General features: G+C 64.7%; 14 protein-coding genes. 7 read left to right on the top strand and 7 right to left on the bottom strand.

All coding sequences use genetic code 11. From position 1 onward, the window contains the following. Window positions 1-15: 15 nt before the first annotated feature. From EAE28_RS16495 to EAE28_RS16485, 3 genes are all read right to left on the bottom strand, one after another. Window positions 16-1,566: an ABC transporter substrate-binding protein gene (locus tag EAE28_RS16495; protein ID WP_164736677.1), complete on the bottom strand. Its 1,551-nt coding sequence runs from the start codon at window positions 1,564-1,566 to the stop codon at window positions 16-18. Window positions 1,567-1,757: 191 nt separating this feature from the next. After that, complete coding sequence (locus EAE28_RS16490) at window positions 1,758-2,870, bottom strand: AbrB family transcriptional regulator (RefSeq protein WP_164736676.1); 1,113 nt, start codon at window positions 2,868-2,870, stop codon at window positions 1,758-1,760. Between the two features lie 29 nt (window positions 2,871-2,899). Further along, window positions 2,900-3,763 (bottom strand): SDR family NAD(P)-dependent oxidoreductase, encoded by an 864-nt coding sequence (locus tag EAE28_RS16485; RefSeq protein ID WP_127108260.1) that lies wholly within the window; start codon window positions 3,761-3,763, stop codon window positions 2,900-2,902. Window positions 3,764-3,862: 99 nt separating this feature from the next. On the opposite strand from EAE28_RS16485, the gene EAE28_RS16480 reads away from it, so the two are divergent. Further along, window positions 3,863-5,113, top strand: coding sequence for a TetR/AcrR family transcriptional regulator (locus tag EAE28_RS16480; protein ID WP_164736675.1), 1,251 nt, complete (start codon window positions 3,863-3,865; stop codon window positions 5,111-5,113). 38 nt (window positions 5,114-5,151) lie between these two features. Here the strand turns inward: EAE28_RS16480 and EAE28_RS16475 are convergent, their stop codons facing one another. After that, window positions 5,152-6,666, bottom strand: a complete 1,515-nt coding sequence (locus EAE28_RS16475; RefSeq protein WP_127108257.1) for a flavin-containing monooxygenase — start codon at window positions 6,664-6,666, stop codon at window positions 5,152-5,154. A gap of 166 nt (window positions 6,667-6,832) precedes the next feature. Between EAE28_RS16475 and EAE28_RS16470 the strand changes: the two genes are divergently transcribed. Beyond that, complete coding sequence (locus EAE28_RS16470) at window positions 6,833-7,744, top strand: alpha/beta hydrolase (protein WP_127108255.1); 912 nt, start codon at window positions 6,833-6,835, stop codon at window positions 7,742-7,744. 6 nt (window positions 7,745-7,750) lie between these two features. On the opposite strand, the gene EAE28_RS16465 is transcribed toward EAE28_RS16470, so the two are convergent. Continuing rightward, window positions 7,751-9,409, bottom strand: coding sequence for an AMP-binding protein (locus EAE28_RS16465; RefSeq protein WP_164736674.1), 1,659 nt, complete (start codon window positions 9,407-9,409; stop codon window positions 7,751-7,753). Between the two features lie 425 nt (window positions 9,410-9,834). Between EAE28_RS16465 and EAE28_RS16460 the strand changes: the two genes are divergently transcribed. After that, window positions 9,835-11,460, top strand: coding sequence for a thiamine pyrophosphate-binding protein (locus tag EAE28_RS16460; protein ID WP_127108251.1), 1,626 nt, complete (start codon window positions 9,835-9,837; stop codon window positions 11,458-11,460). A 7-nt stretch (window positions 11,461-11,467) separates the two neighbouring features. Here the strand turns inward: EAE28_RS16460 and EAE28_RS16455 are convergent, their stop codons facing one another. After that, window positions 11,468-12,244, bottom strand: a complete 777-nt coding sequence (locus EAE28_RS16455) for an IclR family transcriptional regulator (RefSeq protein ID WP_127108249.1) — start codon at window positions 12,242-12,244, stop codon at window positions 11,468-11,470. A gap of 154 nt (window positions 12,245-12,398) precedes the next feature. On the opposite strand from EAE28_RS16455, the gene EAE28_RS16450 reads away from it, so the two are divergent. The 4 genes from EAE28_RS16450 to EAE28_RS16435 all read left to right on the top strand — a co-directional run bounded on the left by EAE28_RS16450 (window position 12,399) and on the right by EAE28_RS16435 (window position 16,035). Continuing rightward, window positions 12,399-12,809: a Rieske 2Fe-2S domain-containing protein gene (locus EAE28_RS16450; protein ID WP_127108247.1), complete on the top strand. Its 411-nt coding sequence runs from the start codon at window positions 12,399-12,401 to the stop codon at window positions 12,807-12,809. 21 nt (window positions 12,810-12,830) lie between these two features. Continuing rightward, window positions 12,831-14,057 carry an aromatic ring-hydroxylating oxygenase subunit alpha gene (locus EAE28_RS16445; protein ID WP_127108245.1) on the top strand — a complete coding sequence of 409 codons (1,227 nt, stop codon included), beginning with the start codon at window positions 12,831-12,833 and terminating at the stop codon, window positions 14,055-14,057. After that, a complete protein-coding gene (locus EAE28_RS16440) occupies window positions 14,054-14,473 on the top strand; it encodes a hypothetical protein (RefSeq protein ID WP_127108243.1) in 420 nt (139 codons plus the stop codon). Before EAE28_RS16445 ends, EAE28_RS16440 begins: the two co-directional genes overlap by 4 nt. Before the next feature lie 116 nt (window positions 14,474-14,589). Next, complete coding sequence (locus EAE28_RS16435) at window positions 14,590-16,035, top strand: glutamine synthetase family protein (protein WP_127108241.1); 1,446 nt, start codon at window positions 14,590-14,592, stop codon at window positions 16,033-16,035. Between the two features lie 27 nt (window positions 16,036-16,062). On the opposite strand, the gene EAE28_RS16430 is transcribed toward EAE28_RS16435, so the two are convergent. Beyond that, window positions 16,063-16,556 (bottom strand): HipA domain-containing protein (locus tag EAE28_RS16430; protein ID WP_164736673.1); only part of this gene is annotated, 494 nt, incomplete at its 5' end.

Genomic DNA, 16,556 nt, shown 5'->3' with positions numbered 1-16,556 from the left:
TGATCCGGCGCTTTATCAGTCGGTGACGCTGACGCGCGTGACGTCGATGATCCCGCGCCATGGGGTCGGCATGTTCTGTACCCGCTGGCTGGTGATCACATGATACCGACCGCCGCCCCGCCACAGCATCGACACCTGCTCGTTGATGTGGCGCGAGACCTCGCATTGCAGGGCCACCGACTCGTCCCGCGAAGTGGCGAGGCGCATCGCATCCGCTGCGGCGTCCATTTCCGGCGTCGAAACGCCCGAGTTGTTGGTTTGCGAGGTCGAATGAACCGCCGAATACAGCTGCGGTTCCAGATCCGGTGAATCCGGGATGCGCCATCCGGTCATCGCAAAATCGCGCGTGGCAACACGGCGCATGAGCGTGGACTGGTCCACCGGCACCAGCGTGACGGCAATGCCGACGTCTTGCAGCATGAACTGCAACAGCTCACCCAGTTCGCGGCCACGCGCGGTCGCGGTGTGCACGAACTCGAACGCGACCGGCTGTCCGTAGTCTGCCAGCAATTCGCGCGCACGCTCGGGGTTATACGCACGATAGCCAACGTTGCCGCATTCGACAGTGCCGCCCAGCGGATGGTCGATGACCGGCTTGGTGTCCTGCCAAGAGATGCGAACCAGCGCCTCCTGGTTCCAGGCATGCGCGATGGCAGCGCGGACGCGCTGATCCGACAGATGCGGCATGCGGGCGTTGATCAGGATGTTCTCTGCCCCGCCGCCGTCGACAGAGACCGCAACCAGCGCCGGATTTCCGGTTGCTTCGTTGATGATCTGCCCGCGGTCGGTCCACATCACGTCGATCTCGCCCGATTGAAGCGACGCATAGCGTGTCTGCGTATCGGGCAGCACCCGAAAGACCACCCGGTCAAGCTGGATTTCATCAGCGGCCCAATAGTCAGCGAAGCGTTCGACCACCAGACGATCGCCCGACGACCATTGCGTCAGACGGAACGGCCCCGTGCCCACCGGCTGACGGTTCTGGTTACCGGCATCCACATTGGCGGCAGATGGGATCGGACCGCTGATACCGGTCGATCCGATCATCACCAAAAACGCGGGCCAAGGATGCCTGAGATGAAACCGGACGACCAACGGCTCGACCGCCTCGACACTTTCGATCACCGACAGGGTCGAGCGCCCGGCGGCGTTTTGCTCGGGGTCCAGAATCCGGCCGTAATGCGCCGCCACATCCTGCGCCGTAAAGGGGCTGCCGTCATGGAACAGCACACCGTCGCGCAGACGCAGGGTCCACACCGTCTGATCCTCGCTGGCGTTCCACTCGACGGCCAGCAGCGGCAGGGTTTGGCCCGTTTCGTAATCATAGCGTACCAGAGGTTCCTGCACGGCGCGCATGGTGATCTCACCCGAGGGATCGAGCGATCCGCCTTGCACGACATCGAAGCCCAGAAGTTCCGATTCCAACCCGACGGTCAGTGTTCCGCCCCGGCGGGCTTCGGTCGCACCTGCCGAAAGACTGAAGCTTACAGCAACCAGACTTACCGAGCAGAGCTGCAGAATTCTTCGCACGGCACCCGGCCGGGCCCGGCCATACCGGTGTTTCATATTGCATCCTCCCATACTGGCCACTCTCCCAACGGCCTTGAGCGAGCCTAACAAACCCAGCAACGAAAAACTATACTCAATATTCTAAAAGCATATTTTCTTACTGTCATTTCTGGATTTTGCCGCGTACCGGAAAGCCGCCCTTGCGCGCTTGCGCAGGGCGGTATCCCGGTTCGCATCGTGCTGGGCGCTCAGCCGAAATCGCGTTTCTGGCTTTCACCAATTCCCGGCGCGAACGGTCTGCCGCGCCACAAAAGCCTGACGCCGATGATGGCGAACATGATTCGTAACAGGTGGTGGCAAGACACGAAAATCGCGTTCTGGTTCATCGCCACGGCGATCAATGACATCTCGGCTATCCCGCCGGGCGCATAGGCAAGGAAGATCTCATAGGGCGAAATCCCGCTGATCTTGCCCAACACAAAGGAAGTCACCGCCGCAAACGCATAGATCGCCGCTGCGGTGAACAGCGTGCTTTGCAAGGCGATGCCCAGCTTGGCGCGCGGCATGCCCGCGAAGCGAACGCCCAGCCCGGCGCCGAGAACAACCTGCGCGAAGATGATCACCCATCCCGGCATCACGAAGGTGCTCCAGCCCGCGCCATGCGCGATGACACTGACCATCAGCGGGCCAAAGAAATAGCCGGCGGGCAGACGCAGAATACGACCCGCCAGCAGACCGATGCCGATCACGGCCAGCAGCTCGGGGATGTGGTGCAGCAGGAACTCGCCCGCAGGGCGCGTCGCCACCGTGCCCGAAACGCCCTGACCCGCCATCACCCCCATACCCAGCGGAATGAAGACGACGCAGGCAATCAGCCGCAGCAGGTGAAGCAGCGTCATCATCTGCACATCACCGCCCGCAGCTTCGCCCATCTGTACCGACTCGACCAACCCGCCGGGCACTGCGGAATAGAATGCGGTCGGGGCCGAAATATGGGGTGAGAGCAAAAAGATGCGGTAGCACAGCCAGTGGACCAGCGGCAGATAGAGCAACAGCCCCAGAATCGTCGGCCACCACGACGGCATCTGCTCCACGATCTGCGGCGTGAAACCGCTGCCGATGGCGACCCCGAGCAAGGGGATCGCCACCGCTTTCGACACGCCCGGCACGCTGGGCAGCGTCCCTGCGATCCGCCAGCCACAGGCAGACCACAAGCCAGTTGCCAGCACCGCACCCAGCAGCCAAGCCAACGGCAGGTGCAGCAGTTTGGCGATTATGCCGCCGACAAGGGCCAAAGCCAGCGTACCCGCCGCCCCGAGGACCGAACCGACGCCGACGGCGGGAATCTTTCCGTTGAACACCTGACTTCTCCTGTGCGCCTGCGCGGGACTCAGCCCGCCGCGTGCTGTTCCGTCATCCGCGCGCGCAGATCGTCGATCAACGCCAGCTTCTGCTTGTCGGCCATCTCGCTATAGGGATGCGACGAGGCCAGGCCGCCATCGACAACCAGCGCCTCGCCGTTGACGAAACTGCTCATGTCCGAAAACAGAAACAGCGCCGCACTGGCGATCTCTTCGGGGGCGCTGCCGCGCCGCAACGGGTTGCGGATGCCCAGATTCGCCTCTTGTCCCGCAGCGCGGGCCATGGCGTAGAGCCGGCTGGTCATCCCGGTTTCGGACAGGCCCGGGCAGATGCCGTTCACGCGAATACCGGTCCCTGCCACGGCCTGCGCGGCTGTCTGGACAAGGTTGATTGCCGCCGCTTTCGAGGCCGAATAGGGCGCCGGGCCCGCACCGGCGCGCAAGCCCGCGACCGAGGCCGTCACAACGATACTGCCGCCGCCGCGCTTCAGAAAAGCGGGGACCGCATGCTTGACCGCCAGCGCCGGGCCGATGACGTTGATGCGCAGCACCTCCGCCCACAGCTCGGTCGTGGCATCGAAATAGCCGCCGCTGGGTCCGCCCGAAATGCCAGCGTTGGCAAAATAGCCGTCCAACCCGCCGAACCCGGCAACCGCCGCATCGACCGCTGCGATGACGTCGGCCTCGCTACCGGCGTCCATTGTCATCGACACTGCCTGTCCGCCGTTGCCGGTGATCGCGTCAGCGACCGCGCTGACGGCCGCATCGCGGTCACAGGCAACAATCGCCGCGCCCTGACGCGCGAACATCAGCGCCGAGGCGCGCCCGATCCCCGACGCTGCGCCCGTGATCACGATGACCTTGCCGTGCAAAATGCCTTGTGTGGCGTCCATTGACGTATCCCCTCCTGGATAACTGGTTTAAAACCGGGTGACGTAATCGGCCCGATGGCCGCAGCCGATCCGGTGCCTCGCTTGAAAAACGGAGAGCCCTTGCAGAGTCTCAGCCCCGACCAGCCCCGCACATCGGACCGGTTTCAGAAGACGCGCGCGCGGATTCTGGATGCGGCGGCGCGGCTGATTAACGACTTTGGCGTCCGCGGTCTGACCTTTGTCGCCGTCGGTGAGGCGGTGGGCATGAACACCACCTCGATCACCTACTATTTTCGCCGCAAGGAGCAGCTGGCTGTTGCGGCACTGGAACAGGCCATCGACACGCTGGACCAGATGATCCTGAGCGCCGCCGAAGAGCCGACGCCGGATGCCCGCGTCAGCCGCCTGATTCGCTTGCGGCTGGACCATTCCGCCGCCGTCCGGCTCGGAACACAGCCGATGATTGCCGTGCTTGGCGACCTGCGCGCTATCGAGGAACCCGAGCGCGAGCGCCTGCTGAAGCGCTATCAGGTGATGATCTGGCGCGTTGGCCGGTTCTTTGGCCCGATGGACGATCCGCTGACCTCGGCGCGGCGCGTGGCCGCCGGTCAGGTGCTTCTGGATGTGATCCACTGGATGCGCGCCTGGTTGCCGCAATACGATCTGGGCGATTTCGACCGCATCCATGACCGCCTGATGGATCTGCTGCGACACGGCTTCGCCACACCGGGCGCGCTCTGGCAGAGCGGGCCGATTGCCCCCTGGGGTCCGCTCGACCTGACCGCGAATGCCGATGAGGACAGCCAGACCGCCTATTTGCGCGCGGCCACCGTCCTGATCAACGATCGCGGTTATCGCGGTGCCTCGGTCGATGAGATCGCCGGCCTGCTCAAGCTGTCGAAGGGCAGCTTCTATCACCACATGGACAGCAAGGATGAGCTGGTGCTCAACTGCTTCCGCACCAGCTATGCGCGCCTGTTGCAGCACCAGCGCGATGCGCTCGGCCTGACGGAAACCTATTGGGGCAGGCTGACCGCCTGCCTTGCCAGCCTGCTGACCATTCAGTTCGACGGCCAGTTCCCGTTCTTGCGCACGACCGCCACGCAGGCACTGCCGGCAGAGCTGCGCGACGAGGTATTCCGCCACTCGGCGCATGTCGCTCATCGCTTTGCGGGGATGCTGTCGGACGGCATCGCCGAAGGATCGGTCCGCGCGGTGGACCCGGTGATCACCAGCCAGTGCCTGCTTGCGTTGATCAACTCGTCCTATGACCTGCAGCACTGGGCGCGACGCCTGCCGTCGGCCGATCTGGCGGTCGAGATCTATGCGGCGACGCTGGCCTTTGGGTTGTTCGACGAGCGCGGCTGCTAAACCGCGTCCCCCCGCAGCTTTTGCGCAGAGGGAAGGCGTCATTCCGCTGCGAGTGTTTTTTCGGCCGTGGCGATCTGGCCTGCGGGCAACGAGATTGGCTCTCCCGTTGAGAACCGGAGCGAGCCGTCATCAACCTTGCCGCGCTTGAGCACCTTACGGTCCCAGAAGTAATCCTGCTCATGCACCCAGGGAAAGCTCTTGCCGTGCTTGGGCAGCCGGGCGGCGGCGCGCACCACATAGCCTGAGATGAATTTCAGCGCGCTGCTGACATTCTGCAGATCGCTCTCGCTGGCCGGTGGGTAGACTTGGGTGAAACCCTTGCGGTCCATAAACCGCAGCAGACGGCAGGCAAACGCCGCAACCAGATCGACTTTCAGCGTCCATGACGCGTTGGTATATCCGGTAAAATACACAAGGTTCGGCAGGTTCGAATACATGAACCCCTTGTAGATCAGCAGCGAGGCGCGATCGACGGGCTGGCCATCAACCGTGACCTCCATCCCGCCCAGCGATTCCATCACCAGCCCGGTCGCGGTGACGATGACGTCGGCATCGACGCGCGTCCCGTCCTCCATTTCCAGCCCGGTTTCGGTGAAGCGCTTGATCACGCCGGTCACCATCGAAGCGCGGCCATCGGCCAGCACCTTGAACATATCGCCATCAGGCACCGCACAGATGCGCTGCTGGCCCGGCATGTAGCTGGGGGCGAAATGGGTTTTCCAATCGTAGCCCTCGGGCAGGGCCTTGGCGACCTGACCGATCAGCATCTTGCGGGTGCCGGTGATGTTCTCCGCCATCCGCTGCCGACGACGGCGTCCACCGATGATCGTCCGCCAGCGCGCCGCCGCATAGGCCAGCTTCGCCGGCAGATAGCGGCGCAGGCTGTTGGCCAGACGATCCTCGGACGGGCGGTTGATGATATAGGTCGGCGAGCGCTGCACCTGATAGACATGCGCCGCCGTTTGCGCCAGCGAGGGGGTCAGCGTTACCGCCGTCGCGCCCGACCCGATGACAGCGATCGTTTTGCCCGCGTGATCGAAATCTTCGGGCCAGAACTGCGGATGGATCAGCGTGCCGCGATAATCCTCGTACCCCGGCCATTCCGGCAGATAGCCTTCATGATGCCGATAATAGCCCGCCGCCGAGAACACGAACCGGCAGGTTTGCGTCACGATGGCACCGTCGCGTTCGACCTCGAGCGTCCACATCTGCTGCGCCGATGACCACGCGATCGACCGCACCCGGCGCGAGAACCGGATGTGGCGCGTCAGGTCGTTTTCCTCGGCCGTCTCGCGGATGTAATTCAGGATGGCGTCGCCGTCAGCGATGGCCTTGCGGTCCATCCATGGCTTGAAGGCATAGCCCATCGTCGTCATGTCGCTGTCCGAGCGGATGCCGGGATAGCGAAACAGATCCCACGTCCCGCCGATCCGCGGCTTGCTTTCGAGAATCTCGAAGCGCTTTGCGGGGCACTGCTTCTTGAGATAGCGCGCAACGCCGATCCCCGACAGTCCGGCGCCGATGATAATCACGTCGAGATCGGGCTTGGCCACGACACATCCTCCCTCTGGCTGTTGGCCGACCTATAGCAATGCCATACCCAAAATTCAAATGAAGATTGATCCGCAAGACGTTTCCGTCATAGATTCATCCTGGCAAGGACGTGGCGCAGCCGTAGCGCCCGGCGAAAATGGTCCGGATTATCAGAAGGAAAAGCAAATGCCGCAGGCAATATCCAACGGAATTACCCTCTATTTTGAAGAGGATGGACGCAAAGAGGCCCCCGCCCTGCTGCTCTTGAGCGGCATTGGCACGCAACTGACCTATTGGAGCGACAGCTTCGTCGCAGCGCTTGTTGCCCGGGACTTGAGGGTTATCAGACCCGATCACCGGGATACCGGAAAATCGGAAAACTTCGACTCGCATGGCATACCCGATATTCAATCCATGATAGCGGCCAAGTCTCAGGGCAAAGCTCTGAACCCGCCGTACCGCCTTGACGACATGGCCGCAGACATGGCCGGGCTGCTGGACACACTCGGCATTGAGACCGCACATGTGGCGGGCGCCTCGATGGGGGGAATGATTGCCCAGCTGATCGCCATCAACCATCCGCACAAGGTGGCCTCGCTGACCTCGATCATGTCAACGACCGGTAATCCCGCCTTGCCACGCCCCGCACCCGAGGCGCAGGGCCTGCTGACGCGCCGCCGCCCGTCGCCGCTGAGTGATCGCGAAGCCTATCTGGATGAGGCGGTGACATCCGCGCAGGCGCTTGGCAGCCCGGCCTATCCCGAAGATCCGGCCTATCTGCGCGCGCGCAGCGCGGCGTCGCTGGACCGCGCGTTTCGCCCGGCCGGGATGATGCGGCATTATGCGGCAATTCTGGCAGCGCCCGACCGGCGCGCAGGGCTGGCCCGGTTGTCAGTCCCGTGCACCGTAATCCACGGGCTAAGCGATCCGCTTGTCCTGCCCGAAGGCGGTCGCGACACTGCCGCCAACATACCGGGCGCGCATCTGGTCGAGATCGAGGGCATGGGCCATAACATCCCCACCGCGCTTGAAGGGCGGATCGCCGATCTCATCGCGCAGACCGTGGCCCGCAGTGCCGCAGCCCCGGCGGGGAAATAGCCTGCGTCACGCAGGTGCGCGGCGGGCCATCTCCTCGTCGCGCAGCTCGCGGCGCGATGTCTTGCCAACCGCCGTGCGCGGCAACGCAGCGCGCAACTCCAGCTCGGCAGGCATTTCATGCCGTCCCAGCCGCCCGTTCAGGAAGTCGAGCAACACCGGCAGCGTCAGCGGCTGCGCGCCGGGTCGCATGACCACGAACGCTTTGGCGGCCTCACCGCGATACGGATGAGGAATGCCGATCACCGCGACGTCGGCAACATCGGGGTGCTCGTGGATCGCATTCTCAAGCGTCAGAGGGTAGATGTTGAACCCTGAGGACACGATCAGCTCCTTCTTGCGGTCGGTCAGAAAGAAGAAGCCGTCGGCGTCGCGGTGCCCTACGTCCCCGGTCAGCAACCAGCCATCCACGAAAGCCTCGCGCGTTTCGTCAGGGCAGTTGTGATACCCGGCGGTCACGTTGGGGCCGCGCACGCGCAGTTCGCCGGTCTCATTGGCACCCAACACGCGGCGCGGATCGTCCAGCGCGACAATCTGCACCTCGACCCCGGGCAGGGGAATGCCGATGGTGCCCGCCTTGCCCTCGGGCATCTGCATCGGAATATTGGTGCCTGACGGGGCGGTTTCCGTCATGCCCCAGCCGCCGCGCAGCTCAAGCCCGGTCAACTGGCGCACGCGGCGCTCCACCTCGACCGGCAGCGGCGCGCCGCCGGACCCGGCATAGGACAGGCTGGTCAGATCGCGCCGGTCAATGTCCGGCAACTGGGTTACGGCAATCCACGTCGTCGGCACCCCGCCGAACGAGCCGATGCGGTGGCGCTCGATCAGATCCACCGCCTCGGCAGCATCAAAGCGTTGACGCAGGTAGACCAGACCGCCCTCGGCCACCCGGCGCAGCAGGTTCGTCGTCAGCCCCAGAATGTGGAACAACGGCGAATATGTCAGGACCGCCTGGCCCGGCCCCGAGTGCGCCTCGTTGCGGAACCATTCGGAATAAATCAGCGTCGCGGCGGAGAGGTTGCGATGCGTCAGAATCGCGGCGCGCGCCTTGCCGGTCGTGCCGCCGGTATATTGCAGCAACGCGACATCCTGCGGCTGGACGGGTGCCGCAGGGGCGGCAGGGGCTGGAACGGCGATGAACGCCGCGTGATCCTGCGCCGGGGCTGATACGATGTGGGGCGCTCCGGCCAATGCGACGGGATCTTCGCACAACACAAGCTCAAGATCGGGCCTTGCCTGCACCACCGCTGCGGCATTGGCGCAAAACGGTTCGGCGGACAGCGTGACCAGCAGGCGGGCACCACTGTCGGCGATCTTGTGGATCAGCGCGGGGGGCGGGTCCAGCGGGCTCAGATGGGTGACGGCAGCCCCGGCAGCCCAGACGCCGAACAGCCAGGCAGGGTGCCACGGACAATTGGGCAGATACAGCGCCACGACGTCGCCGCGCCCGATCCCCCGCGCCGTCAGCGCCGCCGCGATCCGAGACACCTGCAGCGCCATCTGATCATAGCGGGTAATCTCGCCGTAATATTCCAGCAGCGGCAGGTCGGCATGGGCGCGGGTTGCCTGCGCGAAGATCGCCGGCATCGTCGTGACGGGGGGGACGTAATCAGGTGTCACGCCCTCGGGCAGAAAGCGACGCCATGGGTAACGCGTATCGAGGTCCATCAGCCGCATCTCCGATCGTTAAAGGGCACTTCGCAAAGGAAAGGGAACGCCGTCACTTCAGACGCCCTTCGTCCATTTTTGACTTTTGGGTATGCTCTTTCTGAACTGACAACATCCCATCTCCCGCGCAGATCCCACGGGCCCGCGCACTGGTGTTCTGTGCTATTCAATGCGAAATGCGTTGTCAATCTTCCTATCTCCAGCCGCTTTCGTTGAGCGCTGCGCGTAACCGCTCGCGCGATCTCAACGGACAACAGCAGCACCAAAATGCCTTTTCGTATATCCGGTCTGTTCGAACCTTTGAAAACCCGAGGCCCCACAGGCGCGCGGCCCACGCCTTGCCCGAGGCACAGCACCCCGCTATCCTTGACCCGTGACCCGCGCCGCAGATCCGGCGCGCCTCTTCCTTGCTCACAGGACTTTCCATGCCCGAGGCAAAGACTCTTTGCTATCAATCCATCGCCCGCTCCGTGTTGGACCATGGTGTCGACACTATGTTCGGACTGATGGGCGATGCCAATCTGTTCATGGTCGACGATTTCGTCCGCGACGGGGGCGGTACATTTGTGCCCGCCGCCTATGAAGGCAGCAGCGTCCTGATGGCGCTGGCCTACAGCCATGTTTCCGGCTCGGTTGGCGTGGCCACGGTCACCCATGGCCCGGCGTTGACCAATTGCGTCACAGCCCTGACCGAAGGCGCGCGCGGACATATCCCGATGGTGCTGCTGGCGGGCGATACCGCCGTGATGAACCCGCAGAACCTGCAAAGCATCGACCAGCGGGAAGTGGTCAAAGTCACCGGCGCGGGATTCGAGCAGGTGCGCGCACCGCAGACCGCCGCCTATGACGTCGCGCACGCCTTTTACCGCGCGCGGGTAGAGAAGCGGCCCATCGTGGTGAACATGCCCGCCGATTTCATGTGGCAAGAGGTCGAGCACACCAAGACCGTCTTCCCGACCTTTACCGCCCCGGCGATGGTCCCGGCTGGCGATGATCTGGACGAGGCCGTGGGGATGATCGCCTCGGCCCGGCGCCCGGTGATCCTGGCCGGCGGCGGCGCAGTCGACGCACGGGATGCGCTGATCCGGCTTGCGGACCGGCTTGAGGCCCCGCTGGCCACGTCGCTCAAGGCCAAGGGCCTGTTCAACGACCATCCCTATAACATGGACATCTTCGGCACGCTCTCGACCCCCGCTGCCTATGACTTGATCGCCAAGGCCGATTGCATCGTGTGCTTCGGCACCTCGCTGCACCATTTCACCACCGACAGGGGCAAGCTGCTCAAAGGCAAGCGCGTGGTGCAGGTCAACGACTCGCTGACCGAAGTTGCCAAGAACTTCCACCCCGATGTCGCGCTGGTCGCCGATGCCGCACTGACAGCCGACAATATCCTGTACTGGCTGGACGAGGCCGAGATCCCGCCGTCGGGCTTCACGCGCGAGCTGGACCGCGCGACGCTGACGGCCCACACCCCGCCCCGCAGCAGCACCAAACCGGGCTTTGCCAATTACATCGCCGCGCTGGAGCAACTGGAAGCGGCACTACCCAAACAGCGTATCCTGACCACCGACGGCGGGCGCTTCATGACCGAAGTCTGGTGCCGGATCTCAGCCCCCGATCCGCGCAGTTTTCTGGTTACGGCGAATTTCGGCTCGATCGGGCTGGGTTTGCAGGAAGCCATCGGCGCAGGGCTGGCCGACCGCTCGCGTCCGGTGGTGCTGTTTACCGGCGACGGCGGGTTCATGATGGGCGGGATCAACGAGTTCAACACGGCGGTGCGGCTCAAGCAGGATCTGATCGTCATCGTCGCCAACGACAGTGCTTATGGGGCCGAGCACATCCAGTTCATCGACCGCAACATGGACCCGGCACTGACAGAATTCGAATGGCCCTCGTTCGCGGCGGTGGCCACGGCGCTGGGGGGACAGGGGCTGCGTGTCGACTCGGATGAGACACTCGCGGCTGCGCTCGCAGCGATCCCGAAACGTGACCGACCGCTGCTGATCGAGCTCAAGCTCGATCCCACAGATGTGCCACGGATGCGGATCTGAGTGCGGCTTATCGCGGGGCGGACCGGTCCGGCCCGCGCAGGCTGCGCGCCGCGCGGCGCAGGATGTCGAGCATCCGCGCCCTTTCGGCGTCATCCTCCAGCGTCGCACCGGCAACCGAGGTGCCGATGACCGCCGTCGTATGCGCATGGTTTCCGACAGCAACCGCCAGCGCCGTGACGCCCGCTTCGAATTCGCCGCGCACGACGGCGTAACCCTGATCCGCAGCGGCGCTGATCTTGGCATCAAGGGACGCGGGGTCGGTGTCGGTTGCATCGGTGTAGCGGATGTGGGGTAGCCTGCGCAAAGCCCGCTCACGATCCGCGTGCGGGCTGGACGCCAGCAGCATGCGACCGATTGCAGTGGGCAAAAGCGGGATCGAACTGCCAACGACAAACCCGATGGACAACCGTGCGCCCGGCGTGACCGATTGCGCAACATAAAGCGCCCGGTCGCGGTCGCGCACCGCCATTGAAATCTCGCCGCCCAGTTCCTGTGCGAAGGCGGTCAGCACGGGCTGGATCGCGCGGCCAAAATCATTGGCCATCAGGTATCCCCCCGCCGGGGCCAGAATGCGCGGCGTCAGGTGCAATTCATGCCCGCTCTGGGCCAGATACCCGGATTCAACCAACGTCAGGCACAGCCGGCGCACCGTGGCGCGGTCCATGCCGGTGGTTTTGCTGATGCCCGCCATGGTCAGGCCCCGCGCACCGCCCTCGAAGCATTCGAGCACGCGCAGACCTTTCGCAAAGGTCGAAGCGCCCTTCTTTTCGTCGGTATCGCTCATAGCAAAAAGCTCCGCGCGGGGTCGAACAGGTTGGCCCTCGCATTCTTGTTGACGCAAGGCACGGCGCGCGCGTAGTTTATATAACGCACGAATGTTCAAATAACGCACAAACCTGGCAGCGTCCAGCGCTTTCTAACCCAGACAGGAGAATCACATGTCCCACGCCGCCGACCTAGCCCCCACCGATTGGGTTGTCGTCGCACAAGCGCAGGACATGGCCGTCAAGCGCCCGGTGGTGCCCGTGGAGGCCTTTGGCCAGCGGCTGGTACTGTTTCGCGACAACGACGGCGAGCTGGGCCTGATCGGGCGCCATTGCCCGCATCGCGGCGCGGATCTGTGTTTTGGCCGGCGCGAGGATAACGGCCTGCGCTGTCCCTTCCATGGCTGGCACTTCGACCGCACGGGACAATGCACCGAACAACCGGCCGAGCCCGCGGATTCCACCATGTTCAAGACCATCCGCCTGCCCAGTTTCCCGGTGATCGAAGCGGGCGGCGCGATCTATGCGTGGTTCGGTGACGGCGCGCCGCCGCCCCTGCCCGCTACCGCCGCCTCTGACGCCTGACCGCCCCGAAAGGACGCCACAATGATCTCGCAAAAGCTGAACGACCAGATCACCCGCATCGGCCCCGACACCCCGGCGGGCGCGGTTCACCGGATGTACTGGCAACCCGCCGCGCTGGTGGACGAGCTGACCGACGACGAGCCGCGCCTCCCGGTCAACCTGCTGGGCGAGCGGCTGGTGCTGTTGCGCCAGGGGGAGGGCTATATCCTCGCCACCCGGCAAAGCACGCCCGATGAGCCCCCGGCGCACCACCCGGCGCGCGACGATATCCGCGTGGTCGAGGGCGGCCCGGTCTATCCCGTCGTCGAGAAGAAGGGCGTGTTCTTCGCCTATCTGGGCACCGGCGAGCCGCCCGCCTTCCCCAATTTCGACTGTTTCCGCGCCCCCGACAGCCATGTCTTTGCCTTCAAGGGCCTGTGGGAATGCAACTGGCTGCAGGCGCTTGAGATCGGCATCGACCCCTCGCATGCCTCGTTCCTGCACCGCTTCCTCGAAGACGAAGACCCCGCCGACAGCTACGGCAAGCAGTTCCGCGACAAGGCGGCGCATACCGACATGCCGATGACCCAGCTTCTGCGCGAATACCCGCGGCCGGATCTTGAGGTCGAGGAAACCGATTATGGGCTGAAGATCACCGCCCTGCGCCATATGGCGCATGACCTGACGCATGTCCGTGTGACCAACCAGATCTTCCCCTCGGCCATCTGCATCCCGATGTCGCGCGAAATGATCATCACCCAGTGGCATGTGCCGGTCGATGATGAGACCTGCTATTGGTTCACCATGTTCACCAGCTTCCGCCAGCCAGTGAACAAAGAGCTGATGCGCGCGCAGCGGCTCAAAGAGCACCGGCTGCCGGATTACGCGCCGCTCAAGAATCGCACGAACGCCTATCACTTTGACCCCGACGAGCAGGAGACCCAGACCTATACGGGCATGGGACCGGACATCAACGTGCATGACCAATGGGCGGTTGAGGGGCTGGGCGCGATTCAGGACCGCACGCGCGAGCATCTGGGCAGGGGGGACGCTGCCATCGTGCGCTACCGCCTGATGCTGCGCCGCGCGATCAAGGCGCTGGAGACGGGTCAGCCAGAGAAGCTGCCGATGCAGGACCGCGCCCTGACGCCGCAGATCATCGGCCCCTTGTCGAATGACGCCATCGGCGACACCGGCAATTGGGTGGCAGCCAGCAAGCAGATGGATACTGAACGCCGCGCGGGCTGCCCGTGGGATGCCACGGTTTGACAGCGGCCCCGCCCGGCGATGCGCGGCCGTTTCAGGACATTCTGGACGGCTATTTCACCCTGCGCGAGTCCCTCCGGCAAATGGCCGCACGGCAGGGGTTCGACGGCGTGACCCTGACGCTGACCCATGCGCCGGTGATGGACGTACGGGGTCTGGCTGCGGATGAACCCGTCCCGCTGCACCTGCGCGACGGCCACGCGGGGCTGATCGACACGCTGGTAGTGACCGCGCTGTTTGGGGCTGAAAGCGTGCTTTTGTTAGGCGCAGGCGCGTGGCGCTGGTTTGACGACCGCGCCGATCCCGCGCTGCCCGCCGATGTCCGGCTGGGCGAACCGGCGTTCGTGCGGGGTGTGGGCTGGTCGGGGGTTACGCAGACTGAGCCGACCACTCCCCAAGTCCGGCCCTTCTTTGCGTAACCAGTCCTCGACCCACAGGCCCGTTGCATGGGTCCGTTCCTCGTTTATCAATATCACGGGCACCCACGCGGGGCCTTCTCGTTGCCCGCCACCGACCGAACCCAAGAGAGCGCTGCATGACTGATCCTACCGCCCTGGCCGACGGAACGCTTGCCCGGCAGGGGTTTCTGAGCCCCGACGCGCTGGACCGCGCCGCCGAGATCCTCGCCCGCGTCAAGGCCGCTGGGATCGAGACGGTTCGCGTGTTGTTTTCCGACGCCCACGGCATTTTGCGCGGCAAGACGGTGGTGGCAGACATGCTGCCCTCGGTCTTCCGCTCTGGCCTGCGCGCGCCGTCGACGCTGCTGCTCAAGGACACCTCGGGCCGGACGGTGTTTCCGGTCTGGTCCGGTGAGGGCGGGCAAGGCGCGGGTGCGGGGGATATGTGGCTGATCCCGGTCCCGGCCACCTTCCGCGAATTGTCGTGGTCGCCCGGCTCGGCGTGGCTGTTTTGCGATCTGGCGCGGGTTGATGGCACGCCGATTTCCTACGCGCCCCGGCAAGTGCTGAAAGGCGCGCTCACCCGGCTGGCAGCGCACGGTTGGGGGCTGACGGTGGGGTTGGAGGTTGAATTCAACCTGTTCGAAGTGACCAATCCGCATCTTGAGCACAGCGATAGCGGCCTGCCGGGCACCCCGCCCGACACCCGCCTGCTCGCCCCCGGCTATCAGTTTCTGGCGGACACCACCTATGACCGGATGGAGCCGGTTCTGGACGACCTGCGCCGCGCTGCGCAATCGCTTGGCATGCCGCTGACCTCGGTCGAGATCGAGATGGGGCCGGGGCAGGTGGAGTTCGTTTTCGGCCCCGCCGACGCGATGACCCACGCTGATAACATGATCATGCTGCGCGCGATGGCCAAACAGGTCGCCGCCCGGCGCGGGTTGCACGCCAGCTTCATGTGCCGCCCGAAGATCGAAGGCGGGGCCTCGGCAGGTTGGCATCTGCACCAGTCGCTGACCAACCTGTCAGACGGGCGCAACCTGTTCATGCCCGCCGAAGGGCACGACATCACCCCCGAGGCGTCAGGCTGGATCGCCGGGCTGCTGGCGCATGCCGAGGCATCCTGCATCCTGACCACCCCCACGGTGAACGGCTATAAACGCTACCAGCCGTTCCAGATGGCCCCCGACCGCATCCAGTGGGGCCGCGATAACCGGGGCGCGATGGTGCGCGCGCTGATGGTGGCCGAAGACCGCGCCAGCCGGATCGAGAACCGCGTCGCCGAGCCGGGCGCGAACCCGTATTACGTGTTTGCGTCGCAGATCATCTCGGGGCTGGCGGGGATCGAGGGGAATCTGACCCCTCCGCCCCCGTCCGACACGCCCTATGCGGCAGATGTGCGTGCCCTGCCCCGCTCGATGGACGCAGCATTAAGCGCGTTTGAGGGCAGCACGCTCTACCGCGACGCCATCGGGCCTGAATTCGTCGACTACATCGCGACCCTCAAGCGCGCGGAATGGGCACGCTATGCCGCCACGGTCTCGGAGTGGGAACAGCGCGAGTATTTCGGGCTGCTCTGACGCTGCCATCCAGTCGGGCAGCGCGGCTCAATGGACGACGATCTGCCCGGCCTCGGCCTGCCGGATGAGCAGCTCAAGCCGGTTGCGGGCATGTTCCAGAATCGGGCCGCTGACCCGTTCGGGGAAACCGGCGGGCAGCGCATTCGCCACGCGCTCAACGGCGGGCAATCCGGCCGCAACGATCCGGGCAAAGGCCTGACGCCGCGTGTCGGGTGCAACGCGGGCGCGCAGGGCCGACTGGTCAAAATGGCGGGGCTGGATCTGGTCCAGTCGGTAGTGGTTGCGCCGTCCCACGGACATCGCCAGACGCAGGTCCTTATGACGGAACCCGTTGCTGGCCATCGCCGGGGCCGCGCTCAGAATGTCGTAGAGCGGGGTCATCCGAAAACCCCCCGGCCCCAGAAAAACCGAGTAATTCTTGGCGTGACCGTCAATCGCACCCAGAATCCAGTTCACGATCTGCGCCGTGAAGAACAGTTGCTGATCCGCCGCCCGGTCAACCGACCCTTCAAGCAGACGCA

Source organism: Pararhodobacter zhoushanensis, assembly GCF_003990445.1.
In the GTDB taxonomy this organism is placed as follows: domain Bacteria; phylum Pseudomonadota; class Alphaproteobacteria; order Rhodobacterales; family Rhodobacteraceae; genus Pararhodobacter; species Pararhodobacter zhoushanensis.
This window is presented reverse-complemented; position numbering and strand designations above follow the sequence as displayed.

Excerpts from the sequence above, each read along its gene's own strand:
- EAE28_RS16495 (WP_164736677.1), bottom strand. The coding sequence starts at position 1,566 with ATGAAACACCGGTATGGCCGGGCCCGGCCGGGTGCCGTGCGAAGAATT.
- EAE28_RS16485 (WP_127108260.1), bottom strand. The coding sequence starts at position 3,763 with ATGGACGCCACACAAGGCATTTTGCACGGCAAGGTCATCGTGATCACG.
- EAE28_RS16470 (WP_127108255.1), top strand. The coding sequence starts at position 6,833 with ATGCCGCAGGCAATATCCAACGGAATTACCCTCTATTTTGAAGAGGAT.
- EAE28_RS16465 (WP_164736674.1), bottom strand. The coding sequence starts at position 9,409 with ATGGACCTCGATACGCGTTACCCATGGCGTCGCTTTCTGCCCGAGGGC.
- EAE28_RS16460 (WP_127108251.1), top strand. The coding sequence starts at position 9,835 with ATGCCCGAGGCAAAGACTCTTTGCTATCAATCCATCGCCCGCTCCGTG.
- EAE28_RS16455 (WP_127108249.1), bottom strand. The coding sequence starts at position 12,244 with ATGAGCGATACCGACGAAAAGAAGGGCGCTTCGACCTTTGCGAAAGGT.
- EAE28_RS16450 (WP_127108247.1), top strand. The coding sequence starts at position 12,399 with ATGTCCCACGCCGCCGACCTAGCCCCCACCGATTGGGTTGTCGTCGCA.
- EAE28_RS16445 (WP_127108245.1), top strand. The coding sequence starts at position 12,831 with ATGATCTCGCAAAAGCTGAACGACCAGATCACCCGCATCGGCCCCGAC.
- EAE28_RS16435 (WP_127108241.1), top strand. The coding sequence starts at position 14,590 with ATGACTGATCCTACCGCCCTGGCCGACGGAACGCTTGCCCGGCAGGGG.